The sequence below is a fragment of the Falsiroseomonas oleicola genome, assembly GCF_019029495.1.
Classification (GTDB): Bacteria; Pseudomonadota; Alphaproteobacteria; order Acetobacterales; family Acetobacteraceae; genus Falsiroseomonas; species Falsiroseomonas oleicola.
In genome coordinates this window covers 1-23,946 of sequence record NZ_JAERQM010000002.1, presented here as the reverse complement: position 1 = coordinate 23,946, position 23,946 = coordinate 1, and the positions used below count along the sequence as shown (strand labels likewise).

23 protein-coding genes are annotated in these 23,946 nt (G+C 69.9%); 11 read left to right on the top strand and 12 right to left on the bottom strand.

All coding sequences use genetic code 11. The features are described 5' to 3' along the window. Window positions 1-73: 73 nt before the first annotated feature. The gene (locus JJQ90_RS07040) at window positions 74-1,360 is read right to left on the bottom strand and encodes a methyl-accepting chemotaxis protein (protein WP_216873877.1); all 1,287 of its coding nucleotides are present in this window, start codon (window positions 1,358-1,360) and stop codon (window positions 74-76) included. Between the two features lie 121 nt (window positions 1,361-1,481). Here JJQ90_RS07040 and JJQ90_RS07035 point away from each other — a divergent pair, with 121 nt between their 5' ends. Further along, window positions 1,482-2,438, top strand: coding sequence for an acetyl-CoA carboxylase carboxyltransferase subunit alpha (locus JJQ90_RS07035; protein ID WP_216873875.1), 957 nt, complete (start codon window positions 1,482-1,484; stop codon window positions 2,436-2,438). 30 nt (window positions 2,439-2,468) lie between these two features. After that, a complete protein-coding gene (locus tag JJQ90_RS07030; protein ID WP_216873873.1) occupies window positions 2,469-3,980 on the top strand; it encodes an MFS transporter in 1,512 nt (503 codons plus the stop codon). 653 nt (window positions 3,981-4,633) lie between these two features. Here the strand turns inward: JJQ90_RS07030 and secA are convergent. Next, window positions 4,634-7,363: a preprotein translocase subunit SecA gene (secA, locus tag JJQ90_RS07025; protein WP_216873871.1), complete on the bottom strand. Its 2,730-nt coding sequence runs from the start codon at window positions 7,361-7,363 to the stop codon at window positions 4,634-4,636. A 238-nt stretch (window positions 7,364-7,601) separates the two neighbouring features. Between secA and JJQ90_RS07020 the strand changes: the two genes are divergently transcribed. Together JJQ90_RS07020 and argJ are read left to right on the top strand one after the other, a co-directional pair. Further along, a complete protein-coding gene (locus JJQ90_RS07020; RefSeq protein ID WP_216873869.1) occupies window positions 7,602-8,522 on the top strand; it encodes a peptidylprolyl isomerase in 921 nt (306 codons plus the stop codon). A gap of 13 nt (window positions 8,523-8,535) precedes the next feature. Continuing rightward, window positions 8,536-9,774: a bifunctional glutamate N-acetyltransferase/amino-acid acetyltransferase ArgJ gene (argJ, locus tag JJQ90_RS07015; RefSeq protein WP_216873867.1), complete on the top strand. Its 1,239-nt coding sequence runs from the start codon at window positions 8,536-8,538 to the stop codon at window positions 9,772-9,774. On the opposite strand, the gene JJQ90_RS07010 is transcribed toward argJ, so the two are convergent. Beyond that, complete coding sequence (locus JJQ90_RS07010) at window positions 9,771-10,874, bottom strand: chemotaxis protein CheB (protein WP_216873865.1); 1,104 nt, start codon at window positions 10,872-10,874, stop codon at window positions 9,771-9,773. The genes argJ and JJQ90_RS07010 overlap by 4 nt on opposite strands. Window positions 10,875-11,028: 154 nt before the next feature. Between JJQ90_RS07010 and JJQ90_RS27465 the strand changes: the two genes are divergently transcribed. From JJQ90_RS27465 to folE, 5 genes are all read left to right on the top strand, one after another. Continuing rightward, window positions 11,029-12,066, top strand: a complete 1,038-nt coding sequence (locus JJQ90_RS27465) for a bifunctional GNAT family N-acetyltransferase/(deoxy)nucleoside triphosphate pyrophosphohydrolase (protein WP_216873863.1) — start codon at window positions 11,029-11,031, stop codon at window positions 12,064-12,066. 57 nt (window positions 12,067-12,123) lie between these two features. Next, the gene (locus tag JJQ90_RS07000) at window positions 12,124-12,402 is read left to right on the top strand and encodes a FitA-like ribbon-helix-helix domain-containing protein (RefSeq protein WP_216873861.1); all 279 of its coding nucleotides are present in this window, start codon (window positions 12,124-12,126) and stop codon (window positions 12,400-12,402) included. Next, window positions 12,399-12,818: a type II toxin-antitoxin system VapC family toxin gene (locus JJQ90_RS06995; RefSeq protein ID WP_216873859.1), complete on the top strand. Its 420-nt coding sequence runs from the start codon at window positions 12,399-12,401 to the stop codon at window positions 12,816-12,818. Before JJQ90_RS07000 ends, JJQ90_RS06995 begins: the two co-directional genes overlap by 4 nt. After that, complete coding sequence (locus JJQ90_RS06990) at window positions 12,815-13,582, top strand: competence/damage-inducible protein A (RefSeq protein ID WP_216873857.1); 768 nt, start codon at window positions 12,815-12,817, stop codon at window positions 13,580-13,582. The genes JJQ90_RS06995 and JJQ90_RS06990 overlap by 4 nt, the downstream gene beginning before the upstream one ends. Before the next feature lie 175 nt (window positions 13,583-13,757). After that, window positions 13,758-14,399: a GTP cyclohydrolase I FolE gene (gene folE, locus JJQ90_RS06985; RefSeq protein ID WP_216873855.1), complete on the top strand. Its 642-nt coding sequence runs from the start codon at window positions 13,758-13,760 to the stop codon at window positions 14,397-14,399. 177 nt (window positions 14,400-14,576) lie between these two features. Here folE and JJQ90_RS06980 read toward each other — a convergent pair whose 3' ends face one another. The 9 genes from JJQ90_RS06980 to JJQ90_RS06940 all read right to left on the bottom strand — a co-directional run bounded on the left by JJQ90_RS06980 (window position 14,577) and on the right by JJQ90_RS06940 (window position 22,572). Next, entirely contained in the window at window positions 14,577-14,963 is a 387-nt protein-coding gene (locus JJQ90_RS06980) for a RidA family protein (protein ID WP_216873853.1), read from the bottom strand. Further along, window positions 14,960-15,625, bottom strand: coding sequence for a hypothetical protein (locus JJQ90_RS06975; protein ID WP_216873851.1), 666 nt, complete (start codon window positions 15,623-15,625; stop codon window positions 14,960-14,962). Before JJQ90_RS06975 ends, JJQ90_RS06980 begins: the two co-directional genes overlap by 4 nt. 70 nt (window positions 15,626-15,695) lie before the next feature. Next, entirely contained in the window at window positions 15,696-16,685 is a 990-nt protein-coding gene (locus JJQ90_RS06970; RefSeq protein ID WP_216873849.1) for an Hsp33 family molecular chaperone HslO, read from the bottom strand. A 178-nt stretch (window positions 16,686-16,863) separates the two neighbouring features. Continuing rightward, on the bottom strand, window positions 16,864-17,412 hold the full coding sequence (locus JJQ90_RS06965) for a DUF3035 domain-containing protein (protein ID WP_216873847.1): 549 nt from the start codon (window positions 17,410-17,412) through the stop codon (window positions 16,864-16,866). Further along, window positions 17,409-17,906 (bottom strand): signal peptidase II, encoded by a 498-nt coding sequence (gene lspA, locus JJQ90_RS06960; protein ID WP_216873845.1) that lies wholly within the window; start codon window positions 17,904-17,906, stop codon window positions 17,409-17,411. The genes JJQ90_RS06965 and lspA overlap by 4 nt, the downstream gene beginning before the upstream one ends. A gap of 31 nt (window positions 17,907-17,937) precedes the next feature. Continuing rightward, the gene (gene ileS / locus JJQ90_RS06955; RefSeq protein ID WP_216873844.1) at window positions 17,938-20,748 is read right to left on the bottom strand and encodes an isoleucine--tRNA ligase; all 2,811 of its coding nucleotides are present in this window, start codon (window positions 20,746-20,748) and stop codon (window positions 17,938-17,940) included. 147 nt (window positions 20,749-20,895) lie between these two features. Further along, on the bottom strand, window positions 20,896-21,219 hold the full coding sequence (locus tag JJQ90_RS06950) for an AzlD family protein (protein WP_216873843.1): 324 nt from the start codon (window positions 21,217-21,219) through the stop codon (window positions 20,896-20,898). Beyond that, entirely contained in the window at window positions 21,210-21,947 is a 738-nt protein-coding gene (locus tag JJQ90_RS06945; protein WP_216873842.1) for an AzlC family ABC transporter permease, read from the bottom strand. The genes JJQ90_RS06950 and JJQ90_RS06945 overlap by 10 nt, the downstream gene beginning before the upstream one ends. A 4-nt stretch (window positions 21,948-21,951) precedes the next feature. Then, entirely contained in the window at window positions 21,952-22,572 is a 621-nt protein-coding gene (locus JJQ90_RS06940) for a RecX family transcriptional regulator (RefSeq protein ID WP_216873841.1), read from the bottom strand. Between the two features lie 185 nt (window positions 22,573-22,757). Here JJQ90_RS06940 and JJQ90_RS06935 point away from each other — a divergent pair, with 185 nt between their 5' ends. Next, on the top strand, window positions 22,758-23,378 hold the full coding sequence (locus tag JJQ90_RS06935; protein ID WP_216873840.1) for a PRC-barrel domain-containing protein: 621 nt from the start codon (window positions 22,758-22,760) through the stop codon (window positions 23,376-23,378). Between the two features lie 28 nt (window positions 23,379-23,406). After that, the gene (locus tag JJQ90_RS27255; protein WP_216873839.1) at window positions 23,407-23,766 is read left to right on the top strand and encodes a hypothetical protein; all 360 of its coding nucleotides are present in this window, start codon (window positions 23,407-23,409) and stop codon (window positions 23,764-23,766) included. Window positions 23,767-23,946: the final 180 nt, after the last annotated feature.

Genomic DNA, 23,946 nt, shown 5'->3' with positions numbered 1-23,946 from the left:
GCCGCGGATGCGGCCCGCCCGGCGTCTGAGGGGCACAAAGGTGAAACCTTTGTGCGCTGAGTATCAGCCACCCTCACGCGGCGCGGATGCGGCCGAGGAAGCTGTTCACCTGGTCGCGCAGCGCGCCGGCCTGGCCGGAGAGCGACCGCGCATCCTCCACGATCCGCCCGGCCACCGAACCCGTCTCCCGCGCCGCCTCATCCACCGTGGCGATGGCGGAGGACACCTCGTCGGTGCCGCCGGCCGCCTGCTGCACGCTGCGCGCGATCTCCCGCGTCGCGGCGCCCTGCTGTTCCACGGCGGCGGCGATGGCGGAGGCGCTTTCATTCAGGTTGACGATGGTCGCCGCCACCTGCTGGATCGCCAAGGCAACGCTGTCGGTCGCCACCTGCACGGCATGAATGCGGGCGGTGATGTCCTCCGTCGCCTTGCCGGTCTGGGCGGCCAGGGTCTTCACCTCGCTGGCCACCACGGCAAAGCCCTTCCCGGCCTCCCCGGCGCGGGCGGCCTCGATGGTGGCGTTCAGGGCCAGAAGGTTGGTCTGGCCGGCGATGTCGGAGATCAGCTTCACCACATCGCCGATCCGCCGCACATCGGCGATCAGGCTTTCCACCACCAGCGTCGCACCCCGCGCCTGTTCGGTGGCGGAGCCGGTGGCGCTGGTGGACCGCACCACCTGGCTGCCGATTTCCTGGATCGAGGCGGTCACCTGCTCCGTCGTCTCCGCCACCGAGCGGACATTGCCGCTGGTATTCGCGGCGGCGCCGGCCACCGTGCCGGTCTGGTCCAGGGTGCGGGCGGCGGCGGCGTTCATCGCCCTGGCATCCTGTTCCAGGCGCGCGGTGCCATTGGCCACCTGGCCGACCAGGGCCATCACCTCCGCCTCGAAGCTGTCGGCCATCCGGCGCATCATCGACCGGTTGGCGGCCTCCGCCTCCTTCGCCGCATGGATATCGACCAGGGACCCGCAGGCGCGGCGCGGCTTGCGGTTGGCATCCAGGATGACGCCGCCCGTCGCGCGGAACCAGCGATAGCTGCCATCCTTCACCTTGAGGCGATAGGTGGTGTCATAGGTGCTGCCGCTGGCCAGGGCCGCGCCGAAGGCGGCGAAGGTGCCGTCGATATCCTCCGGATGCAGGCGGTCGGACCAGCTCTGCACCTTGTCGGGGAATTCGGCGGCGCTGGCGAAGCCGCAGAGCCGGCGGAATTCCGCCGACCAGGTCCAGCGCGACAGGGGGTGCATCGCATCCCCCTCATGCAGTATGGCGTCCCAGAGTCCGACGCCCGCATGGCTCGACAGCGTGTCGAGCCATTCGGCCTTCACCGACAGATCCGATGGGTCGCGGCGGAAGAATGACATTTGTTTTGGCCTTCGCGGGCGGCGGGGATTGCAGCCCCAGCCTGCCACAAGGCGGTTTCCATCGGCTTAATCCGACCCCACCCTTACGCAGCCACCACTTTTCGGGTAACCCGCCTGCGCCATGCGCCAATTCCTGGATTTCGAAAAACCCATCGCCGAACTCGAAGGCAAGATCGAGGAGCTGCGCCGCACCACGGATGCCGGCGGCATCGACGTGGCCGAGGAGGTCAGCAAGCTGCGCGACAAGGCGCATAAGCTGCTTCTCGCCACCTATGCCAAGCTGACGCCGTGGCAGAAGGCGCAGATCGCCCGCCACTCGGAACGCCCCCACGCCTCCGACTACATCAAGGGCCTCATCGAGGACTTCTTGCCACTTGCCGGCGACCGGGCCTTCGCCGATGACCTGGCGGTGACCGGGGGCATGGGGCGGTTCCGTGGCCGTGCCGTCATGGTCATCGGCACGGAACGGGGCCACGACACCGAAAGCCGGGTCAAACACAATTTCGGCATGGCCCGCCCGGAGGGCTACCGCAAGGCGCGCCGCCTGATGGAGCTCGCCGGCCGCTTCGGCCTGCCAATCCTGTCCTTCGTCGACACCGCCGGCGCCTTCCCGGGCATCGAGGCGGAGGCGCGCGGCCAGGCGGAAGCCATCGCGCGCTCGATCGAGGCCGGGCTGGACGCGCCGGTGCCCTTCATCGCCACCATCATCGGGGAGGGCGGGTCGGGCGGCGCCATCGCGCTCGCCGCCGCCGACCGCATCCTGATGCTGGAACATTCGATCTATTCGGTGATCTCGCCGGAGGGCTGCGCCAGCATCCTGTGGCGCGACGCCGCCCAGGCCGCGACGGCGGCCGAGGCGCTGCGCCTGACCGCCGAGGACCTGCGCAAGCTGGCATTGGTGGATGCGGTGGTGGCGGAGCCGCTGGGCGGCGCGCATCGCGACCCGGCGGCGATGCTGGCCGCCGTGTCCCGCCAGATCTGGGACAGCCTGGAGCCCCTGCTGGCCCTGGATGGCGCCACGCTGCGCGCGCGCCGGCGCGAGAAGTTTCTGGATATGGGCCGCGCGGGGGTCGTCTGACCGCCCCGCGGGTGGTTTGATCCCGCCCGCATGACCCCTCCCCCTGACAGCGGCGCGCCGGCCCAAACGGTGCCGCCGGCCGAACTGCGGCGCCTGTTCTTCCGGGTCTTTCCCGCCGTCGGCCTGGCGATGTTCGGCGCCGCGCTGGACCAGACCCTGGTCGCCGCCGCCCTGCCCGCCATCGCGCGCGGCCTGGGCGATGTCGAGCGGCTGTCCTGGATCATCGTGCTGTATCTGGTGGCCAATACCGTGGCCGCCCCGGTCTATGGCCGGCTTGGCGACGCCTTCGGGCGGCAGCGCATGCTTCTGGTGGCCTTGGCCGTCTATGCCACGGGCGCCACGCTCTGCGCCTTCGCGGGCTCGCTCGGCACGCTGGCCGCGGCGCGGGTGGTGCAGGGAATCGGCGGCGGCGGCCTGATAAGCCTGTCCGTCGCCCTGATCGCGGAGGTGGTGCCGGCGCGGGAGCGCGGCCGCTTCCAGGCCTATATCGCCGCTGTCTTCACCACCGCCAGCGCGCTGGGCCCGGTGCTGGGCGGGTTGCTGGCCGAGCATTTCGGCTGGCGCAGCATTTTCGCGCTGCAACTGCCGCTGTCCTGCCTCGCCGCCTGGCTGGCGGTGACCCGGCTGGGCGATGCCTCCCGCGGCCAGTCCAAGGGGTTCAGCTTCGACTGGTGGGGGCTGGTGCTCTTCGCGGTCTTCGTCGCGCCGGCGCTGATGGCGCTGGACCAGGCGCGGCGGCTGACGCCGGGGCCGCTGCTGGTGGCGCTGGGGCTCGCGGCGGTGGCGGGCACGGCGCTGTGGCTGCTGCTGCGGCAGGAAAAGCGGGCGCCGGACCCGCTGCTGCCGCTGGACGTGCTGGGCCATCCGACCATCTGGCGCGCCAACCTCATGTCCTCCTGCGTCGCGGGTGCCTTCGTGGGCAGTATCGCCTTCCTGCCGATCTATTTCGCGGCGGTGCGCGGGCTGTCGCCGGCCCAGCTCGGCCTGGCGCTGCTGCCGCTGTCGGCCTGCGCCGGCTTCGGGGCGATGACCTCCGGCGCGCTGCTGGCCCGCACCGGCCATGTCATGCGCTGGCCGGGCATCGGGCTGAGCCTGTCGTCCAGCCTGCTTCTGGTACTGACCATCGGCCTGCCGGCCCTGTCCCTGCCGGTGATGGCCGGGCTGCTGGGGCTGATCTCGGTCGGCTTCGGCATGTCCTTCCCGATGGTGCAGGTCTCGGTGCAGGTCGCGGCGGGGCCGAAGCGGCTTGGCTCCGCCACCGCCTCGGTCCAGTTCACCCGGTCGCTCGGCGCGGCGACGGGCACGGCGCTGCTGGGGGCCGTGCTGTTCGGTTCTCTGACCGTGATGGGCGAGGATGCGACGCGGCTGTTCGTCGCCCTGGTCAACCAGGGGCCGGCGGCGCTGGCGGGGCTGGATGCGGCGGCGGAGGCGGTGTTCCGGGCGCAGATGACCACGGCCTTCCGCGCCAGCTTCGGCACCGCGACGCTGCTGGTGGCCTTCGCCGCCTGGATGTCCACGCGGGTGCCGCTGCGCCGGGTGTGAGGCACCGGGTCTGAGGCAGCGCGGAAGATGGCCCCGAATTCATTCGGCCAGCCGTCATGCGCCTTGCCCGAAGCCGGCCTTCGCTCCACCATCGGAACGCGAAGGGAACGGCCAGAACGATGTCGAAAATGGATCCCCCCAGGCCGGGACGACGGCTGTTCGTTTTGCGTCTCGGCGCCTTGTTGCCAGGCATGGCCTGGGCAAAAGGCAGCGGGGCGGCACCCGCCGCCAGCCCAGCGCGCCCAGCAACCGATATCGGGGATCAGGGACAGCCGGCTCAGTACCGCAGCGGCATTACCGATTCAGACCCCTCCGATGGCCCCGGCTATGGGCGCGGGCGGCGGCGCGGCACCGGGATCACGGATAGCGATCCCTCTGACGGCCCGGGCAATGGACGCGGCGGCAATCGTCGCCGCGGGACCGGCATCACCGACAGCGACCCCTCTGACGGCCCGGGCAATGGCAGGGGCGGCTACCGGCGCGGCGGTACCGGCATCACCGATAGCGATCCTTCCGATGGCCCCGGCAATGGCAGGGGCGGCAGGCGCCGGCAGACCGGGCTGACGGATTCGGACCCCAGCGACGGGCCGGGCCAGGGACGGCGTGGCAAGTAGCGGCGGCGCTCCGTCCAGGGACGGAGCGGCCCTGCCTCCTCACACCCGCCCGTGGCAGTGCTTGTATTTCTTCCCCGACCCGCAGGGGCAGGGCGCGTTGCGCGGGGTGGCGGCCCAGGTGGCCTGGTCGTTCGGGTCCACCGCCTGGGCCAGCATCGGCTGGCGGGCCGGCTGCGCGGCGCCATAGGCGGGTGGCGGGGCGTCGGCGTATTCCAGCTCGGCCATGCCGTTCGGGTCCGGGTGGCGCAGGTCCATCACCTGCACCGGCTCCGGCATCGGCGGCGGTGCATCGGGGCGGATGTCGATGCGCATCAGCACCGTGGTCGTCCGCTCCCGCAGATCTTCCAGCATGCTGTTGAACAGGTTGAAGGCTTCGGACTTGTACTCGTTCAGCGGGTCGCGCTGGCCATAGGCGCGCAGGCCGATGCCCTGGCGCAGATGGTCGAGCGCCAGAAGGTGCTCCTTCCAAACCGCGTCGAAGATCTGAAGCAGCAGCGACTTCTCGACCATCCGCATCAGGTCGGTGCCGATATTGGCGACGCGGGCAGCGTAGCTTTCATCGGCCGCCTTGATGAGGCGTTCGCGCACCTGCGTCTCGTCGATACCCTCCTCCCCCGCCCATTCGGCGACGGGCAGGTCCAGGCCGAGAAGGTCCAGAACCTTCGCCTGCAGACCCACCGTGTCCCATTGCTCGGGATAGGCATTCTCCGGGATCGCGACATCGACCAGCTTGCCGATCGTCTCCCGCCGCATTTCGGCGACCGTCTCGGCCACATCCGGCGCCATCATGAAGGACTTGCGCTGGGCATAGACCTCCTTGCGCTGGTTGTTCATGACGTCGTCGTATTTCAGCAGGTTCTTGCGGGTGTCGAAGTTGCGGGCTTCGACCTTCTTCTGGGCCTTCTCGAGCGCCTTGTTGATCCAGGGGTGAACAATGGCTTCACCCTCCTTGAGGCCCAACTTCTGCAGCATCCCGCCCATGCGGTCGCTGCCGAAGATGCGCATCAGGTCGTCTTCCAGGCTCAGGAAGAAGCGGCTGGCGCCCGGGTCGCCCTGGCGGCCGGACCGGCCGCGAAGCTGGTTGTCGATTCGGCGGCTTTCATGCCGTTCCGTGCCGATCACCAGCAAGCCGCCGGCGGCCTTCACGGCCGGGCGGATCGCTTCCACCTCCGCCTTGTGGCGGGCCAGCACCGTCTCGTATTCCGGGCTGTCGCTGTTGCCGACCTCGGCGCGGGCCAGCATGTCGGCATTGCCGCCGAGCTGGATGTCGGTGCCGCGGCCGGCCATGTTGGTGGCGATGGTGACGGAGCCGGGGCGGCCGGCCTGGGCCACGATGCCGGCTTCCTGTTCGTGGAAGCGGGCATTCAGCACCTGGTGCGGCACGCCCTTCTGCTTCAGCAGTTCGGAGATCAGCTCCGACTTTTCGATGCTGGTGGTGCCGACCAGTGTCGGCTGGCCGCGCTCCCGCGCCTCGGCGATCAGCACGGCCACCGCTTCGTACTTCTCGCGCGCGGATTTGTAGACTTCATCGTCCGAGTCCAGGCGGGCCACCGGAACATTGGTGGGGATTTCCACCACTTCCAGCTTGTAGATCTCGGCGAATTCATCGGCCTCGGTCGAGGCCGTGCCCGTCATGCCGGCAAGCTTGGGATACAGCCGAAAATAGTTCTGGAAGGTGATGGAAGCGAGCGTCTGGTTTTCCGGCTGGACGGTGACGCCTTCCTTGGCTTCCAGCGCCTGGTGCAGGCCTTCCGAATAGCGGCGGCCTTCCATCATGCGGCCGGTGAATTCATCGATGATGACCACCTTGTCCTGCCGGACGATGTAGTCGACATCCCTGGTGAACAGCACATGCGCGCGCAGGGACTGGTTGGCGTGGTGCACCAGGGTCACATTGGCGCTGTCATACAGCGCGCCCTCGGTCAGCAGCCCGGCCTCGGTCAGCGCCGCCTCCAGCGCCTCCGTCCCCGCTTCGATCATGTGGACGGTCTTGAATTTCTCGTCCTTTTCGAACAGGGACGAATCCTTCACCAGCTCCTTCATCACCGCATCGACGCGGCTGTACAGGTCGCTGCTGTCGTCGGAGGGGCCGGAGATGATGAGCGGCGTCCGCGCCTCATCCACCAGGATGCTGTCGACCTCGTCGACGATGGCATAGGCGAAGTCGCGCTGGACCATGTCCTCCAGCCGGTACTTCATGTTGTCGCGCAGATAGTCGAAGCCGAATTCGTTGTTGGTGCCGTAGGTGATGTCGCAGTGATAGGCGTCGCGCCGTTCCTCGTCCGACTTGCCATGCACGATGGTGCCGGTGGTCAGGCCGAGGAAGCCGTAGAGCTTGCCCATCCATTCCGCGTCGCGGCTGGCCAGGTAGTCGTTCACGGTCACCACATGCACGCCCTTGGCGGGCAGGGCGTTCAGGTAGACCGGCAGGGTGGCGACCAGGGTCTTGCCCTCGCCGGTCTTCATCTCGGCGATGCGGCCATCATGCAGCACCATGCCGCCGATCATCTGCACGTCGAAATGCCGCATGCCGAGGGCGCGCTTCGCACCCTCCCGCACCGTGGCGAAGGCTTCGGGCAGGATGTCGTCCAGCGTTCGCCCGGCGGCGAGCTGGGCACGGAATTCCGCGGTTTTGCCGCGCAGCGCCTCATCGGACAAGGCGGCCAGCGTGGGCTCCAGCGCATTGATCGCGGGCACCCGTGCCTGGAAGCGCTTCAGCGCCCGGTCATTGGTGTTGCCGAATACGGCGCGGACGAGGCGTTGGAACATGTCTGGCAGTTGTCTCCGACCCGCAGCTTGCGACCAGCGGCAGCGCCGATGCGATCACGCCCGGCGGTCGGGGGCGCAAAGGCCCGGCCCGGGCAAAGCGCGGCGGCCGAGAGATAGGCGCGCGGCCCTGCCACGTCAACGCAGCCGGCATTCCGACATGGCTCCATGGCGGAGCCCCTGCCTTGTGGCGCCCCCCCGCATCGGCCATCTTCCGCCGAACATGACGAGAATCCCCGCGATGCGCCGCACGGCTCCCCTCCTCGCCGCCCTGCTGCTTTCCACCGCCCTGGTGGCCGCCCCGGCTTTGGCCCAGGCACCGGCCCCAGCGGCGTCCCCAGCCTCGGACCCCGTGGTGGCCCGGGTGGAAGGCGCGGAAATCCGCCTGTCCGAGCTGCAATCGGAGATGGAGCGCCTGCCGGCGGAGCTGCGCTCCATGCCGCAGCCCATGCTGATGCCGCTGCTGCTGGACCAGCTCATCACCCAGAAGGCCATCACCGCCGCCGCCCGCGCCCAGGGCCTGGCGAATGACCCGGAGGTCCAGGCCCGCCTGCGCCGGGCGGAGGAGGAGGCGCTGCAGCAGGCCCTCATCACCCGCGCCGTCGCCCCGCAGATGACCGAGGAATCGCTGCGCGCCCGCTACCAGCGCGACGTCGCCGGCCGCCCGGCGGAGGAGGAGGTGCGCGCCCGCCACATCCTGGTCCCGACCGAGGCCGAGGCCCGCACGGCCCTGGCCGAGGCCCGCGCCGCCGGCGCCGATTTCGCCGAGGTCGCCCGCCGCCGCTCCACCGGCCCGGGGTCGCGGGAGGGTGGCGACCTGGGCTTCTTCAAGCGCGGCGACATGATTCCCGAATTCGCCACCGCCGCCTTCGCCATGCAGCCCGGCCAGATCTCCGAAAGCCCGGTGCGGACGCAGTTCGGCTGGCATGTCATCAAGGTGGAGGCACGCCGCGCCGTGCCGCCGCCGCCCTTCGAGGAAGCCCAGGAAGCCCTGCGCCAGCGCGCCTTCGAGGAAGCCGTGACGGCGGAGGTGGAGCGCATCCGCGGCGCCGCCCGGATCGAGCGCTTCGCCATGGATGGCAGCCCCCTGCCCGCCCCGGCCGCGCCCTCCCTGCTCGACGGTGCCGCGCCGCCGCCCGCCTCCCCCCAACCCCGCCGCTAGAAAAGACCCGACCATGGCCGGCAAGGATCTTCCCGTCTCTCCGCTCGCGCTGCCGCTGCCCGCAATGCCGCCGGTGGCGGGGCTGCGCCTCGGCTCCGGCCGGGCGGAGATCCGCTACAAGGCGCGGGAGGATGTGACCATGATGGTCTTCCCCGCCGGGACCACCGTGGCGGGGGTGTTCACCAAGAACAAATGCCCGGGCGCGCCGATCGACTGGTGCCGCGCCGCGCTGAAGGGCGGCAAGGCCCGCGCTTTGGTCGTCACCGCCGGCAATTCCAACGTCTTTACGGGCAAGGCGGGGCGCCAGACCTGTAGCGACACCGCGAAGGCCATGGCCGGGCTGGCGGGTTGCAAGCCGACCGAGGTGTTCCTCGCCTCCACGGGTGTGATCGGCGAGAAGCTGCCGACCGAGAAGCTGCTCGCCGCCCTGCCGCCCCTGTTCGGGAAGCTGGACGAGGATGGCTGGGCCGGCGCCGCCAGCGCCATCATGACCACCGACACCTTCCCCAAGGGCGCCACCCGCACGGCGCAGATCGGCGACACCACGGTGACCGTCAGCGGCATCGCCAAGGGCAGCGGCATGATCGCCCCCGACATGGCGACCATGCTGTGCTTCCTGGCCACCGACGCCAAGGTGCCGGCCGCGGCGCTCCAGGCGATCCTGGCCAAGGGCACCCAGAAATCCTTCAACTGCGTCACGGTGGACAGCGACACCTCCACCAGCGACACGGTGCTGCTGTTCGCCACGGGCGCCGCCAGGCATCCCCGCGTGCCCGCCGAGGGCGGCAAGATGCTGAAGGATTTTGCACGCGCCGTTCACGAAGTCCTCATGGACCTGGCCCTGATGGTCGCCCGCGACGGCGAGGGCGCCCAGAAGCTGATCCAGATCGACGTGACCGGGGCGGTCAGCGCCAAATCGGCGCATCGCATCGCCATGAGCATCGCCAATTCGCCTCTGGTGAAAACCGCGATCGCCGGCGAGGACGCCAATTGGGGCCGCATCGTCATGGCCGTCGGCAAGGCCGGGGAGCCTGCAGATCGCGACCTGCTCTCCGTCGCCATCGGCGGCACCTGGATGGCGCGGGAGGGCGCCGTCGTCACCGGCTACGACGAGACGCCCGTCATCGCCCATATGAAGGGCCGCGACGTGCGGATCGAGGTGGACTTGGCGCTCGGCCGCGGCAAGGCGACCGCCTGGACCTGCGACCTGACGCATGGGTACATCGACATCAACGGATCCTATCGGAGTTAGGCGTCGGCGCCTTCCGTCGGCGGCATGCCGCTCTGCCGCAATTCATCGACAGCGGTGCCGATGAGATCCGCGAAGCGCTGGGCCTCGTCGGCCGATTTCTGCCACCGCGCCGCCTCCTGCATCCGGTTGCGCTGCCGGGCGGCGCGTTCCATCGACAGGTACAGGTTCCGCCGGTCCCGCTGCGTCCGGTAGGCAACACCCAGCGCCTTGTCGAGCGATTCGGCCTGATGCGCGGCCAGCGTCTTCGGGCCATAGGCATGGCCCACCTGGCAGCGGAAGCGGGGCGCTGTCGCCTCCCCCACCACGTTCAGCACGCCGCCGCATTCGGGGCAGCCCAGCGCGCTCGGCTTGCCGACCGTGGTGATGTCCTCGCTCATGACCGTAAGCTCCTGGCGGGAGATGCGTGCCTCGAGCACGAGTTCGGCGGGAATGGGGACCGCAGGCCCGGCGGCACTTCGCGCCAGGCGCAGCAACAGGGCCGGCAGGTCGGCCGCCGGCAGGCAATGTTCCGCACCGGCGCGCTCCCGCGCATTGCAAGGCATGTCGGGCCATTCGGCGTCCGCCGGGTCCTGGACCACGGTGACGCCGCCGCAGCGGCGTATCGCATCAAGTCCCTCCGCCCCATCATCCAGCATGCCGCTCAATACAACGCCGATCACCCTCGAACCGCAGGCCACGGCGGCGGATCGGAACAGCGCATCCACCGCCGGCCGAGCCCGGTTTTCCTGCGGACCGCGACGCAGCAGGACCCGGTCGCCACCGTCGTCGAGAAGCAGGTGGCGGTCGGGCAGTGCGACGTAGATCCGCCCTAGCTCGACCCGCTCCCCCTCCACGGCATGATGCGCCTTCAGCGGCCCCGCCCGGCTCAATATCTCCGGAAGCCTGCTGAGCCCGCCGGGGGAAACGTGCTGAACGACGAACACGGCAGCCGGGAGATCGTCCGCCAGGCCCCGACAGACCGTGCTGAGCACCTCCACGCCGCCAGCCGATGCCCCCAATACGATGATGCTGTGATTCACGTGGCTGGCCCCCGGGGACGGCATCCCCCGACCAGAACCCCGGATGCGCCTGGGGGGTTGCCGAAAGCGGAGCGCGACCATCCTGCCACACTGCGGCATTGATGCCGCAAAAGCCGCATCGGGCCATGACGCGGCGGATTTTCAGGCCCATACAGGGGCTTGAGTATCCGGTTCTTTTGCCGGCACTCGCCTGACACAGGGACCTGCGACTTCCCGCATGGCGATATCGACATCCATGGCGCCTGACGACTCTCCCCGGGAGGACCCTCTGGCGCCTCCGCCCTTCGCGCCGCTGCGCACGGACCGACTGACGCTGCGGCCACTGCGGCCCGAGGATGCGGCCGAGCTCCACCGCCTGGTGAATGACTGGGAGGTCGCAAAAACCCTGGCGAGGGTGCCCTTCCCCTATCCGCGCGCCCTGGCGGATGACTGGATCGCCTCCACCCGCGCCCAGCTCGCCGCCGGCACCGCCTGGCACCTGGCCATCACCGGCGTGGAACATGCCGGGGAGCCGGAGGAGCGGGAAGTGCTGGTCGGCTGCATCGGCCTGACGCGAGACGCCGCGAAGCGCCAGGCGGAACTCGGCTATTGGATCGGCCGGCGCTTCTGGGGCCATGGCGTGGGGCCGGAGGCCGCGCTGCGGCTGGCAAGCTGGGCGCTGGCGCATCTCGACCTCGACAGGCTGGTCGCCTCCGCCTTGATCGAGAACAGCCGCAGCCAGGCCGTGCTGCGCCGCATCGGCTTCCGCGAGACCGGCGAGGGGGTGCGGGATTTCGTGGCGCGCGGCGGCACCATGCCGGTGAAGCTGTTCGAACTGACCCGCGCCGACCTGCCCGCGGCCACGGCGGAGAAGAAGGCCGAACCCCCACAGGGCACCAATATCCTGCTGGTCGCCGCCTGCGCCCTGATCGACCCGGATGGCCGCGTGCTGCTGGCCCGCCGTCCGGAGGGCAAGCCCATGGCCGGCCTGTGGGAATTCCCCGGCGGCAAGGTGCAGGCCGGCGAAACGCCGGAGGCGGCCCTGATCCGGGAGCTGAAGGAGGAACTGGGGATCGACGTGGCGGCGAGCTGCCTCGCCCCCTTCACCTTCGCCAGCCATCCCCTGGGCGAGCGCCACCTGCTGATGCCCCTGTATCTCTGCCGCCGCTGGGAAGGCCGGATGCAGCCGCTGGAAGGCCAGGCGCTGTCCTGGGTGCGGCCGAACAAGCTGGGCGACTACCCCATGCCGCCGGCGGACAAGCCGCTGGTCGCGCTGCTGCGGGATTTCCTGTAGCGGAGGCCAGATCTGGATGATATCATTCTGTGATATCATCTGGAAGCTTGCGCGAAGATGGGCCAGATCCTGATACGGAACCTGGATGAAGCGGTGATCGAACGGCTCAAGGGCAAGGCGCTGGAACGCGGAACCTCCCTGGAGCATCTGGCCCGAGAGACGCTGACCGAGGCCTCCAACGCCTCCGACCGTGAGGCCTGGATCGCGCGAAGCCGTGCCCTTCGCGCGCAGACGACGCCCGATCCCGACTGGGACAGTACCGCCGAAATCCGCAGGGCGCGTGATGCGCTCGCGGCGCGATGGGCGGATGACGACGCGAGCGCTGCCGGTTCGTGACGCGCATCGTCGTCGACGCCTCGGTCGCCGTGGCCTGGTTCGTCGCCGAGGCCGCCAGCGACAGGGCGGAAGAGGTGCAGAGCAGTGGAGCCGAGCTTCTGGCCCCAAGCCTGCTGCTGGCCGAGATCGGCAATGCCCTGCTGACCAAGGCGCGGCGCAAGACCGTGCCCCAGGGCCATGCCCAGGCGGTATTGGCCGAACTGCGACGCAGCGGCATGCTGACGCTGTTCGACATGGACATTCTGGCTGTATCAGCCTGCATCATCGCCGAGCGGCTCTCCCACCCGATCTATGACTGCCTCTATCTTGCCTTGGCGCAACGGGAACAGGCGGAGGTCGCCACGTTCGACCGGCGCATGGCCGAATTGGCCACACGCCTCGCCATCCCCCTCTGGTATCCGGACCCCACCCGATGACCGCCGCCACGCCCAACCCCACCGCCGCCCTGCTGGTCATCGGCAATGAGGTGCTCTCCGGCCGCACCAAGGACGCCAATATCAATTTCCTGGCGACTCGCCTGGGCGAGATCGGCATTCCGCTGCGCGAGGTGCGGATCATCCCGGATGTGCGGGCGACGATCATCGCCACGCTGAATGACGTCCGGCAAAAATACGATCATGTCTTCACCACCGGCGGCATCGGCCCAACGCATGATGACATCACCAGCGAATGCGTCGCCGGCGCCTTCGGCGTGCCCTGGGAACCGCAGCCGGAGGCCTGGGCGCGGCTGGAACGCCACTACAAGCCGGGCGATTTCAACGCCGCCCGGCAGCGCATGGCCACCATGCCGCGTGGCGCCACGCTGATCGACAACGCCATCTCCATCGCCCCCGGCTTCACCATCGGCAATGTCCATGTGCTTGCAGGCGTGCCCCGCATCATGCAGGCGATGTTCGAATCCCTGGCGCCCACGCTGGCCGGCGGCCCGCCCATCGCCTCCCGCGCCGTGCATGCCGATGGGGTGATGGAGGGCCGCATCGCGGAGGGGCTGGCGGCGATCCAGGCGCGCTGGCCGGAACTGGATATCGGCAGCTATCCCTATTACCGCATGGGCGGCGGCGGCGTCGCTTTGGTCGCCAAGGGCAGCGATGCCGATGCGGTGGAGGCGGCGGCGCGCGCCATCACCACCCTGCTGCGCGCCATGGGCAGCCAACCCGTGCAGGGTGAACCACCGGTCTGAGGAACCGACATGGCTTGCCATCGATCCGCGCCCCGACTCACCATTGCGCGATTTCCGACCGCCCCCATCTGACTTTTCGAGCCTCTGCTTTCCAGCCTCTGCCTCCACAGGGCGCGATGATGCGACGGCAGGACCTCTGCCTTCGACGCGTCGAGATGCCGATAGGACCTTACCCGTGAACATTCAGACCCCTGCCCGCAGCCTGGGCGCCCCGTCTCCCGCCACCCCCATCCGCCCGACGCGGGAGGAGGCGGAAGCCGCCGTCCGCACCCTGCTGCTCTGGGCCGGGGACGACCCCACCCGCGAGGGCCTGGTGGATACCCCCGCCCGCGTCGCCCGCGCCTATGGCGAATTCTTCGGCGGCTATGAGACCGACCCGGTGGAGCTGCTCGCCCGTTCCTTCGAGGAAACGGACGGCTATGACGAGATGGTGGTGCTGCGCGACATCCGGCTGGAAAGCCATTGCGAGCACCATCTGGTGCCGATCATCGGCCGCGCGCATATCGCCTATATCCCGGATGGCCGGGTGGTCGGCATCTCCAAGCTCGCCCGGGTGCTGGAAGCCTATGCCAAGCGCCTGCAGATCCAGGAAAAGCTGACGGCCCAGGTGGCCAATACCATCGAGCAGGTGCTGAAGCCCAAGGGCGTCGCCGTGGTGATCGAGGCGCAGCACCAGTGCATGACCACCCGCGGCATCCACAAGCCGGGCGTCTCCATGGTCACCAGCCGCATGCTCGGCGCCTTCCGGGACGACGCCGCCACCCGCCGGGAATTCCTGGCGATGATCGGCAGCCCGCGCAGCGGCGCGGAGGCATAGGGCGCCCCAGGGCGCGCAACCTGCGGGCCGGTCGAAGACCGGTCCGAGCGGCCGAACGGCCGCCGCCGCTTATGCGTCGCGCCGAAGGCGCGCCTTCGGCGCGACGAGCCAAGCCGCCGGCGGCGGCGCCCGGCGCCTGAGGGCGGCCCGGAGCGGTTACGCGAAAGGGCCGGTTGTTTACGCGACCGCTTCCGCCTCCACCTCGAAGACGAAGCGCGGGTCGGCCAGGCCCGCGACCAGCAGCAGCGTGCTGCAGGGCGCGATCGGCCCCAGCACCCGGTCCCGCTCCGTGCGCCAGACCGGGATCAGCGCCCGGTCGGTCAGGAAGACGCCGAGCTTCACCAGGTTGCCCGGCCCCATGCCATGCGCCGACAGCACGGCCGCGAGATTTTCCAGCGCCTGGCCGATCTGCGCCGCGCCGGCGGGAAGGATGGTGCCATCCGGCGCCACGCCGATCTGGCCGGAGATCACCAGCCGGCGCTGCGCGCCCTCCACCAGCGCGGCATGGGCATAGCGGGCGCCGGGGGTGTGCACGCCCGGCGGGTTGCTGAAGGTCACGGTCATGGGCTTGGTGCTCCGCCGGGCAGGTCCTCACGCTCCACCGGCACGGGCGCCGGGGCGGTCGGGGTCAGCCCCTCCGCCAGCCAGGCACGCAGGGTTCGGCGAAGCTGGAATTCGAATTCCACATTCATGTCGTCCATGGACTGGCGCACCAGATCCTCGGCCGCCTGAAGCCGTGTGCTGGCGGTGGCGCCATCGGCGACGGATTGCTGGCGCTGCACCTGCGCCTCGACGAAGGCGACGCGGTTGCCCTCGCCGGAGATGATCTCCACCCGGCAGGCCAGCTCGCAGGCCAGGCGTTCGCCAGGCTCCCCGGCGAGGAAGCCGCTCAACCCGCCCTGTGCCGCCAGGGGCTGGCGCGCGAAGCGGGCATTGGTGATGAGAAAACGGGCCTTGCCCGTGGTGCCGATCGGCACCAGCCGGTGTTCCGCCATGCGGCGCAACTCCACATCCGGCCGCATCGGCGCGGGCAGGATGACCTGCACAGTGCCCGGCAGCGGCTCCGCCTGCTCGATCTCCAGCACGTTCAGCCGCAGCGGCGTCAGGTGGCGGTAGCCGGTGACCAGCGGGCGCAGCGGCGGCAGGCTGTCCTCCGTGGTCGCACAGGCGGCGGCGACCAGCGGCAGGGCCAGCGAGGCCTTCAGCAAATGGCGGCGTGTCGGCATGGCCCATCTCCCTGCGGCGCGTTGTTCCGGTACTGCAGCATGGCTCGGCGGTCCAGGCCGAAGCAGGGCGTCAGGCACGCCCCGCCTTGCCCCCGACCTCGTCGCGTTCGAAGCGGAATTCCACCGCGCAGAACTCGCAGGTCATGCTGATGGCGCCCGAATCCGCCATGTGGTCCAGGTCGTCCTGGGTGAAATTCTCCAGCACCGTGGCGAGCCGGGCGCGGGAGCAGCGGCAGCCATAGGACAGCGGGCGGGGCCGGTCGGTTTCCAGCCCCTCTGCATGGAACAGCCGGTGCAGCAGACGTTCCGCGGGAAGGGCATCGTCCAGCATCTCCTCCGCCTTCAGCGTGCCGATCAGCGCCTGGGCGGTGCGCCAGGCGTCGTCCTGCTCCTCCGCCGTCGTCACGTCGCCGATGCCGCCTTCGCTGGCCACCCGCTCCATCACCAAAGCGGTGGCGCGCCAGCCGGCCAGGCTGCGGCCGCAGGCCAGGCGGACCTCGGTCTGCAACTGTTCGGATGTGCGGAAATAGGTGTCGGTCATGGCCGCCAGCGTCTCGCCCTCGATGGGGACGATGCCCTGGTAGCGCTCCATGTCGTCGCCCTGGTCGCAGGTGAAGGCGAAGTAGCCCTGGCCGAGCAGGGCCGCGGCGCTGGGCTGCGGGTTGCCGGCGAGCAGCGCCTCCAGCCGCTCGGCATCCACCTTGGCCGTGCCGCGCAGCGCGCCGGAATCGGTGCAATCGACCAGCAGCAGGGTCACCGGACCATCGCCCTTGGCCTGAAGGCTGAAGGATCCCTTGAATTTCAGGGCGGTGGCGAGGGCGGCGGTCAGCGCCAGCGCCTCCCCCAGCAGGCGCAGCACCACCGGATGCTGGGCGTGGCGGCCGAGCAGCGCATCCGCCAGCGGCCCCAGCTTCACCAGCCGGCCGCGCACCGGGCGCTGGTCCAGGTGAAAGGGCAGCACGCCGCGCGGCACGACCAGGTCGGGCACCGGCGGGCGGTCGTGGTTCAGGAAGGCGGGCGTGGCGGAGGGCTGGGTCGGATCGGTCACGGGCGGAACCATGCATAAGCGCGGCCCGGATGCCACCCCCTAATCGGGGGCGCCAGGGACATTGCGCGGCGAGCGGGAACGCTGCCGGGGTTCCGACAACGCGATTGGCCGGGCACACCGCGAGGCGGTGTCCCGGCCAGGATCGGCATCAGATAGGCATGAGCCCTGCGTTCGGCCACCCTCGCGGGTGTCAGAACAGCCAGTCGAACAGGCTGCGGCGCGGCGGCTGGGCGACGGGGGTCACACCCTCCGTCGTTTCCCGGCCGAGCGCGGCATTCTCACGCAGGCGCTGGGCCTCCCGCTGCGGATCGACGGCGGTGCCGGCGGCGGGTGTCGTACCGCGCCAGAACATCAGCCGGTCCACCACGCTGCGATCGGGGCGATCGAGCCGCAGGCTCTCGGCATCCACCTGGTCGCGGATGCTGTCCGGCACCGGCTGGCCGGCCTGGGCCAGCAGCGCCCGCTCCCCGCCCGAGACGGGGCGGGCCGCCGCCGCGGCGGGGCTGCCGCCGAGAATGGCGCTGGCCGGCGCGCGCTGATCCTGCGGGCGCGGGGCGCCCGGGGTCGGCGGCGGCAGTTCGGTCAGGCGTGGCGGCACCGAGAGCGGCGCGCGGGTGGTGACCTGGAATTCGTCCGGCGGGTCCCGGGTGAAACCGAGGGACCGGGCGGTATCGCCGCCACACCCCGCGAGCACCGCGAGGAGAGGCAGGCCGAGCAGGATCGTGCGGAACTGGGTCATGGCGTGGAACCCTTAGCCTTGGGCGATGGCCGGAACAAGGCATCGCCGATCAGAGCAACGACGCCGAGCACAATGGCGGCGTCGGCCGGATTGAACACATACCAATGCCAGCCCCAGGCATGGGCATCGAAGAAATCCGCCACCGCGCCGAAGCGGAAGCGGTCGATGACATTGCCGACGGCCCCGCCGACCACGGCGCCGAGGGCCAGGGCGGTCAGCCGGTTCTCGGCCCGGGCCATCCAGCGCAGCAGGAAGCCGGCGATGGCCAGGGCGAGCAGCCCCAGCACGGCCTGCGACCAGGGGCCGTCGCCGGCCAGCATCCCGAAGGTGACGCCGCGATTCCAGACCATGGTCAGGTCGAAGCCGAAGGGGCCGAGGGCCACCAGGGGGATGTGCCCGATGCTGGGCAGGTCCAGCACGAACAGCATGTACCATTTTGAGAGCTGGTCGATGGCGAGGACGGCCAGGGCCAGGGTGAGGCCGAGGCGCATCATGGCGTGCGAACCTGGACCGGCAGGTGCTGCATCATCCCACCACCGCTTCGCAGCGGCGGCAGAGGCCTGGATGCGCCGGGGAAAGCCCGACCTCCGGCAGCACGCGCCAGCAGCGGTCGCATTTCTGGCCGGGGGCGACAGCCACTTGGCCCACCAATTCTCCAGGCGCTGCGAAACTCACTTGAGACACGATCAAGACCTCGGCCCATTGCTCCGCAGTCAATACATTGGCCGGTTCGTCGGCCTTTAGCGCAATGGTAACAGCCGCCTGAAGCGACGAGCCAATCGTACCGACACGGCGCAGATCTTCAATCTCGGCCGTGACAAGGCGCCGATATTGCCGAATTTCATTCCACTTGGTCGCAAGCCGCCCGAACTTCCACTCTGGCGGGATAATCGGCCAAGTCTGGAGATGAACGCTGTCCGCGTCATTCGGAAAGCGCGCCAGCCAAGCTTCCTCAGCCGTCGAGACTAGCACCGGCGCCAGCCAAACGGTCAGACAGCGATGCAATTGGTCAATGACAGTGCGCGCGGCGCGACGCCTCAAGCTTTCGGGCGCGTCGCAATACAGCGTGTCCTTGCGAACATCGAAGTAGAACGCGGAGAGGTCGGTGGCGCAAAAGGCGTGGAGATCGGGATATACGCCACTCCAATCATGGCTTTGCTGAGCCTCTCGTAGCCGCGTATCCAGTTCCGACAGCCTGTAGAGAACCCAGCGTTCCAGCTCCGGCAGCTCCGCATGCGGCACGATCTCCTCCTCGGAGAAGCCGTGCAGATTGCCCAGCAGCCAGCGCAGGGTGTTGCGGATGCGGCGGTACAGCTCGGCCTGCTGCTTCAGGATTTCCTTGCCGATGCGCTGGTCCTCGGTGACGTCGGTGTTCATCACCCAGAGCCGCAGGATATCGGCGCCGTACTCCTTCACCACATCCTGCGGCGCGACCACGTTGCCCAGCGACTTCGACATCTTTCGGCCCTGCTCATCGAGCACGAAGCCATGCGTCAGGATCGCCTTGAAAGGCGCGACGCCGCGGGAGCCCACCGATTCCAGCAGGGAAGAATGGAACCAGCCGCGATGCTGGTCGGAGCCTTCCAGATAGAGGTCCGCCGGGAAGGGCAGGCCGCGCTCCGGCGTCAGGACGAAGGCGTGGGTGGAGCCGGATTCGAACCAGACATCGACGATGTCCATCACCTGCTCGAAGTGCTCCGCATCCCGATCCGCGCCGAGGAAGCGCTGCGCGGCGCCGGGCTGGTACCAGGCATCGGCGCCCTCCGCGCGGAAGGCGGCGATGATGCGCTCCATCACCGCCGGGTCGCGCAGCGGCTCGCCGGACTGTTTCGCGACGAAGACCGGGATCGGCACGCCCCAGGCGCGCTGGCGGCTGATGCACCAGTCGGGGCGCACGGCGACCATGCCGCCGATGCGGTTGCGGCCGATATCGGGGACGAAATGCGTTTTCCCGAGTGCCGCCATGGATTTCTCGCGAATGGCATTCGCATCGTCCATGGCGATGAACCATTGCGGCGTGGCCCGGAAGATCACCGGCTTCTTGGACCGCCAGCTATGCGGATAGCTGTGCGTCAACTTCGACTTCGCCACCAGCGTGCCCGTCGCCTCGCAGGCCGCATAGACCGCGTCATGTGCCTTGAAGACATGCTGGCCGGTGAAGCCCGGCGCCTGGAGGGTGAAGGTGCCGTCATCGCCGACGGTCTCCGGCACCGGCAACCCATTGGCCTTGCCAAGTGCAAAATCGTCCTCGCCATGGCCCGGGGCGATATGGACAAAACCCGTGCCGGCCTCGGTGGTCACGAAATCGCCCGGCAGCAGCGGCACCGCAAAGCCGTAGCCGCCCTTGGCGCCGTCCCAGCCGGCCAGCGGATGCGCCGAGATGGCGCCTTCCAGCTCCGCGCCCTTCAGCAGGCGCTTGACGCTATGCGCGCCGAGTCCGGCGTCCTTCTCGAATTGCGGCAGCAGCGGCAGGGCAACGAGCAGGAACTCGCCCGACACCAGGGCGCTGCCCTCCGCCACGCCTTCCACATGCACCAGCGCGTAGTCGATCTCCGGCCCATAGGCGACGGCGCGGTTGCCCGGGATGGTCCAGGGCGTCGTGGTCCAGATGACGACGGAGGCGCCGACCAGGTCCTCGGCCCCCGCGCTTTTCAGCCGGAAGCGCGCCCAGAGCGTCGGCGAGACATGGTCGTGATACTCGATCTCCGCCTCGGCCAGCGCGGTCTTCTCGACCGGGCTCCACATGACGGGGCGCAGGCCGCGATACAGCGACCCGTTCATCAGGAATTTTCCGATCTCGCCGGCGATGGCGGCCTCGCTGGAGAAATCCATGGTGGCATAGCGCCCAGCCCAGTCGCCGAGCACGCCCAGCCGCCGGAACTCCTCGCTCTGCACGCCGAGCCAATGGGTCGCGTAGTCGCGGCATTCGGCCCGGAAATCCAGGATCGGCACGGCGTCCTTGTCGCGGCCCTTGGCGCGGTACTGTTCCTCGATCTTCCACTCGATCGGCAGGCCGTGGCAGTCCCAGCCCGGCACGTAATCCGCATCGCGGCCCGACATCTGCGCGGCGCGGTTGATGACGTCCTTGAGGATCTTGTTCAGCGCGTGGCCGATATGCAGGTTGCCATTGGCATAGGGCGGGCCGTCATGCAGGACGAATTTCTCGCGGCCGGCGGATTGCGCCCGCAGCTTGTCCCGCAGCCCCATCGCCTCCCACCGCGCCAGCCAGCCGGGCTCGCGCTTCGGCAGGTCGCCACGCATGGGAAACTCCGTCTTCGGCAGGAAGACGGTGCCGCGATAGTCGCGCGCGGGGGCCTCGGAGGGGGCATCGGTCATGGATCAGGGTCTCATATGGCCCGGCGGGGCCCGGATCGGGGAACGGCGTGCGAGGGGAACCCGGCCCTCAGCGGGCCGGGCGGATAATTCGGAGGCCGAAAATCCCGCGGAACATGCCGCTTATATGCGGATGCGGCCGGGTTCGGGTCAAGGCGTGAGCCCCAGCACCGGCAGCGCCCAATGCAGCCCCCAGACGCTGCCCACCCCGGCCAGGATGGCGATGCCGAGGTTCCGGCTGGCGATCTGCACCAGCACCACCACCACCGCACCGATCCAGGCCGGCCAGCCCCCCGCCAGCAGCGGCGGCGCGACATAGGCGACGAAGAGGCAGCCCGGCAGGTGGCGCAGCAGCACCTGCACGAAGTCCGGCGGCCGCACCGCCCGCAGCACCGCATAGCCGCCGGCCCGGCTGGCATAGGTCACCAGCGCCATGCCGAGGATGGCCAGCAGCACATCCAGCCTTACTTCCATCTGACAGCGCGCCCCCGGATTTCCAGCCAGGCGCCCAGCGTGGCGCCGGCAAAAGTGCCGGCCAGCAGCGGCAGCGGCACCGGAAGCGCCGCCCGATGCGCCGCCACGGCCACCAGCCCCGCCACCAGCCAGGGCAGCAGGTCCAGCCGCGCCCCGCGCCACAGCGGCACCAGGATGGAGAGGAAGGCGGCGATGGAGGCAAAGAACAGCGGATGCCCGGGCGACACCTGCAGCATCCCGCCCCCCAGATGCCCCATGGCGACGCAGGCCACCCAGGATATCCAGATCCCCAGCCCGATACCCAGCAGATAGCCCGCATCCCGCCCCCCGGCCCGCTGTTCCGCGATGGCCAAAGCGAAGGAATGGTCCACCAGGGTGGCCAGCGTGCCCCACAGCTTCCAGCCGCGCAGCTTGTCGAGCCATGGCGCCAGCGCCGCGCCCATCGGCGCCATGCGGATATTCACCACCAGCGTGGCGATGGTCGCTGCCAGGATCGGCGCCGGGTCGGTCCAGAGTTCCAGCGCCACAAGCTGCGCGGCGCCGGCGAAGACGATCGTGGTCATCAGCATGGTCTCGGCGAAGCTCAGCCCCTTGGCGGCGGAGAGCAGGCCGATCACGATCCCGAAGGGCAACATGCCGACCCAGAGCGGCATGCTGACGACGAAGCCGCGCCACACCCCCTGCCGGGTGAAGACGACGCGGTTGGGCCTGGGGCTGGAACCGGACATGCCCTCAGCCTTGCCGGAAGGCGAAAAGGCGCGTCTCGGCGGCCTCCGCCTCCATGCCCAAGGCGGCTTCCGCCGTGGCGCGGTCGAAGCCGGCGCGGGCCAGGGTGGCCAGCGCCTTGCGATGCGCCTCCGGCGGTACCTCCGCCGGGGCGAAGGGGCCGAAGCGGCGGCGGCGGCACAGCGCGAGGGCGGCATCCAGCTCCGCCCCCTCCCCCGCCGGCAGCGCGGCGGCGGCGGTCTCGGCATCCACGCCCTTCTGCGCCAGATGCGCCAAAGCGGCGCGGCGGGACCGGCCAGTGCGCAGCAGGCGGCGGATGCGGCTTTCGGCGAAGGCGACGTCTTCCGGAATGCCGGCCGCCGCCAGGCTGCGCGCCACCTCCGCCGCCGCCTGCTTCCCCGCGGCGATGGCGGGCGCCAGGTCGGTCAGGCCGAAGGCCTCCGCCGCGCGGGCCCAGCGATCGACCTTGCGCTGCAGTACCCGGCGCAGCCCGGCCTCGGTGGCGGCGAAGCGCGCCAGATGCGCCAGCGCCGCCTCCCGCAACCGTGCTGCCCCGGGGGGTGGGCCGGGCGGGCGCGGCGCGCGGTCCGGTCCAGGCGGCGCGGCGCGCCTTCGTTGCGATGACATCCTGACCATCCTGCCACGGTCAGGGCCGCGCTGGCGACCGCTTCGGCGGCAGAGCTGGCCCGCGCCGCAACCGCGGCGATTGGGAAACGGCGGCACCGCGAAACCTTCTGGCCGAAGTCTCGTTGAGGAGGACAGGCACGGATCGCGGTGCGAACCGGCCACAGGATGCAAGAGGAGACAGCCCGATGCTGACGACGAAGAACTTCCTGCAGATGACGACCGCCGCGGCCATCGCCATCGCGCCCGCCATGGCGTTCGGCCAGACCGCTGCCGTGCCGAATGAGGCGCGTGGCGGCATGACGGCCCAGGCCCCGGCCGACGGCACCCCGGGCAACCCGCCCTCCACCGCCACCCAGCGGGCCGCCGACGCCGTGACCGGCAACCGCACCGACCCCGATGGCACCGGCAACAACCCCCCCGGCACCGCCGCCGGCCGTGCGCTGGACCGCGCGACCACGCCGTCGACGACCGCGACCGGCGCTACCACGCCGGGCATGGCCGTGGACAGCATGAGCCTGAATCAGGGCCGCCGCGCCAGCCAGCTCGTGGGCTCGAACATCTACAACGAGGAAAACAACAGCATCGGCGAGATCGATGACCTGATCGTGCCGCCGCAGGGTGGCCAGCCGGTCGCGATCATCTCGGTCGGTGGCTTCCTGGGCATCGGCGCCAAGCTGGTTGCGATCCCCTATGAGCGCCTGACCCATGACGGCGAGCGCAACCGCTGGATGCTGCGCGGCGCCACCAAGGACAGCCTGGAGAGCCTGCCGGCCTTCTCCTACGACAGCAACGCGCGCCGCGGCTGAGCCGAAGATCGAACGAGGGCTGAATACCATGAAGAAGTCGCTTTTCGTGCTTGCGGCCCTCGTGCCGATCGTCGCCTGCACTCAGCAGGGGCCCCGGGACGGCATGGCGGGCAACCCGCCCTCCACCGCCACCCAGCGGGCCTATGACAGCGCCACCGGAAGCCCGCCGACCAGCCCGGACGGCACCGGCAACAACCCGACCGGCACCGCCGCCGAGCGGGCGCTGGACCGGGCCGCCGGCACCAACACCTCCGGCGCCTTCCCGCGCCAGTCGGATGGTCGCCCCGGCAACCCGCCGGGCACGGCGGCGGAGCGCGCCTATGACCGCGCCACCGGGTCCAACACTTCCGGCGCCTATCCGTCCAACAGCGGCGGCGTGCGGCAGTAATTCTCGTCCCGATTGACGAGACCGCGCGGCCGGGACCCTGTCCCGGCCGTTTTCGCATGCGCGGCATGCGTGCAGCGACACCGGGTAGTGGGTCAGTTTGACCGGCCCTGAATATATTCCGCTCAGGCAAGGCGTGCGTCGCGGCGGGCCGGGTGGCATACTGAGCACATGGCAGAGAAG

What these genes read in the sequence shown, in the direction of transcription:
- JJQ90_RS07040 (WP_216873877.1), bottom strand. Translation starts at nt 1,360, where the DNA reads ATGTCATTCTTCCGCCGCGACCCATCGGATCTGTCGGTGAAGGCCGAA.
- JJQ90_RS07035 (WP_216873875.1), top strand. Translation starts at nt 1,482, where the DNA reads ATGCGCCAATTCCTGGATTTCGAAAAACCCATCGCCGAACTCGAAGGC.
- JJQ90_RS07030 (WP_216873873.1), top strand. Translation starts at nt 2,469, where the DNA reads ATGACCCCTCCCCCTGACAGCGGCGCGCCGGCCCAAACGGTGCCGCCG.
- secA (WP_216873871.1), bottom strand. Translation starts at nt 7,363, where the DNA reads ATGTTCCAACGCCTCGTCCGCGCCGTATTCGGCAACACCAATGACCGG.
- JJQ90_RS07020 (WP_216873869.1), top strand. Translation starts at nt 7,602, where the DNA reads ATGCGCCGCACGGCTCCCCTCCTCGCCGCCCTGCTGCTTTCCACCGCC.
- argJ (WP_216873867.1), top strand. Translation starts at nt 8,536, where the DNA reads ATGGCCGGCAAGGATCTTCCCGTCTCTCCGCTCGCGCTGCCGCTGCCC.
- JJQ90_RS07010 (WP_216873865.1), bottom strand. Translation starts at nt 10,874, where the DNA reads ATGGTCGCGCTCCGCTTTCGGCAACCCCCCAGGCGCATCCGGGGTTCT.
- JJQ90_RS27465 (WP_216873863.1), top strand. Translation starts at nt 11,029, where the DNA reads ATGGCGCCTGACGACTCTCCCCGGGAGGACCCTCTGGCGCCTCCGCCC.
- JJQ90_RS07000 (WP_216873861.1), top strand. Translation starts at nt 12,124, where the DNA reads ATGGGCCAGATCCTGATACGGAACCTGGATGAAGCGGTGATCGAACGG.
- JJQ90_RS06990 (WP_216873857.1), top strand. Translation starts at nt 12,815, where the DNA reads ATGACCGCCGCCACGCCCAACCCCACCGCCGCCCTGCTGGTCATCGGC.
- JJQ90_RS06980 (WP_216873853.1), bottom strand. Translation starts at nt 14,963, where the DNA reads ATGACCGTGACCTTCAGCAACCCGCCGGGCGTGCACACCCCCGGCGCC.
- JJQ90_RS06975 (WP_216873851.1), bottom strand. Translation starts at nt 15,625, where the DNA reads ATGCCGACACGCCGCCATTTGCTGAAGGCCTCGCTGGCCCTGCCGCTG.
- JJQ90_RS06970 (WP_216873849.1), bottom strand. Translation starts at nt 16,685, where the DNA reads ATGGTTCCGCCCGTGACCGATCCGACCCAGCCCTCCGCCACGCCCGCC.
- JJQ90_RS06965 (WP_216873847.1), bottom strand. Translation starts at nt 17,412, where the DNA reads ATGACCCAGTTCCGCACGATCCTGCTCGGCCTGCCTCTCCTCGCGGTG.
- lspA (WP_216873845.1), bottom strand. Translation starts at nt 17,906, where the DNA reads ATGATGCGCCTCGGCCTCACCCTGGCCCTGGCCGTCCTCGCCATCGAC.
- ileS (WP_216873844.1), bottom strand. Translation starts at nt 20,748, where the DNA reads ATGACCGATGCCCCCTCCGAGGCCCCCGCGCGCGACTATCGCGGCACC.
- JJQ90_RS06950 (WP_216873843.1), bottom strand. Translation starts at nt 21,219, where the DNA reads ATGGAAGTAAGGCTGGATGTGCTGCTGGCCATCCTCGGCATGGCGCTG.
- JJQ90_RS06945 (WP_216873842.1), bottom strand. Translation starts at nt 21,947, where the DNA reads ATGTCCGGTTCCAGCCCCAGGCCCAACCGCGTCGTCTTCACCCGGCAG.
- JJQ90_RS06940 (WP_216873841.1), bottom strand. Translation starts at nt 22,572, where the DNA reads ATGTCATCGCAACGAAGGCGCGCCGCGCCGCCTGGACCGGACCGCGCG.
- JJQ90_RS06935 (WP_216873840.1), top strand. Translation starts at nt 22,758, where the DNA reads ATGCTGACGACGAAGAACTTCCTGCAGATGACGACCGCCGCGGCCATC.
- JJQ90_RS27255 (WP_216873839.1), top strand. Translation starts at nt 23,407, where the DNA reads ATGAAGAAGTCGCTTTTCGTGCTTGCGGCCCTCGTGCCGATCGTCGCC.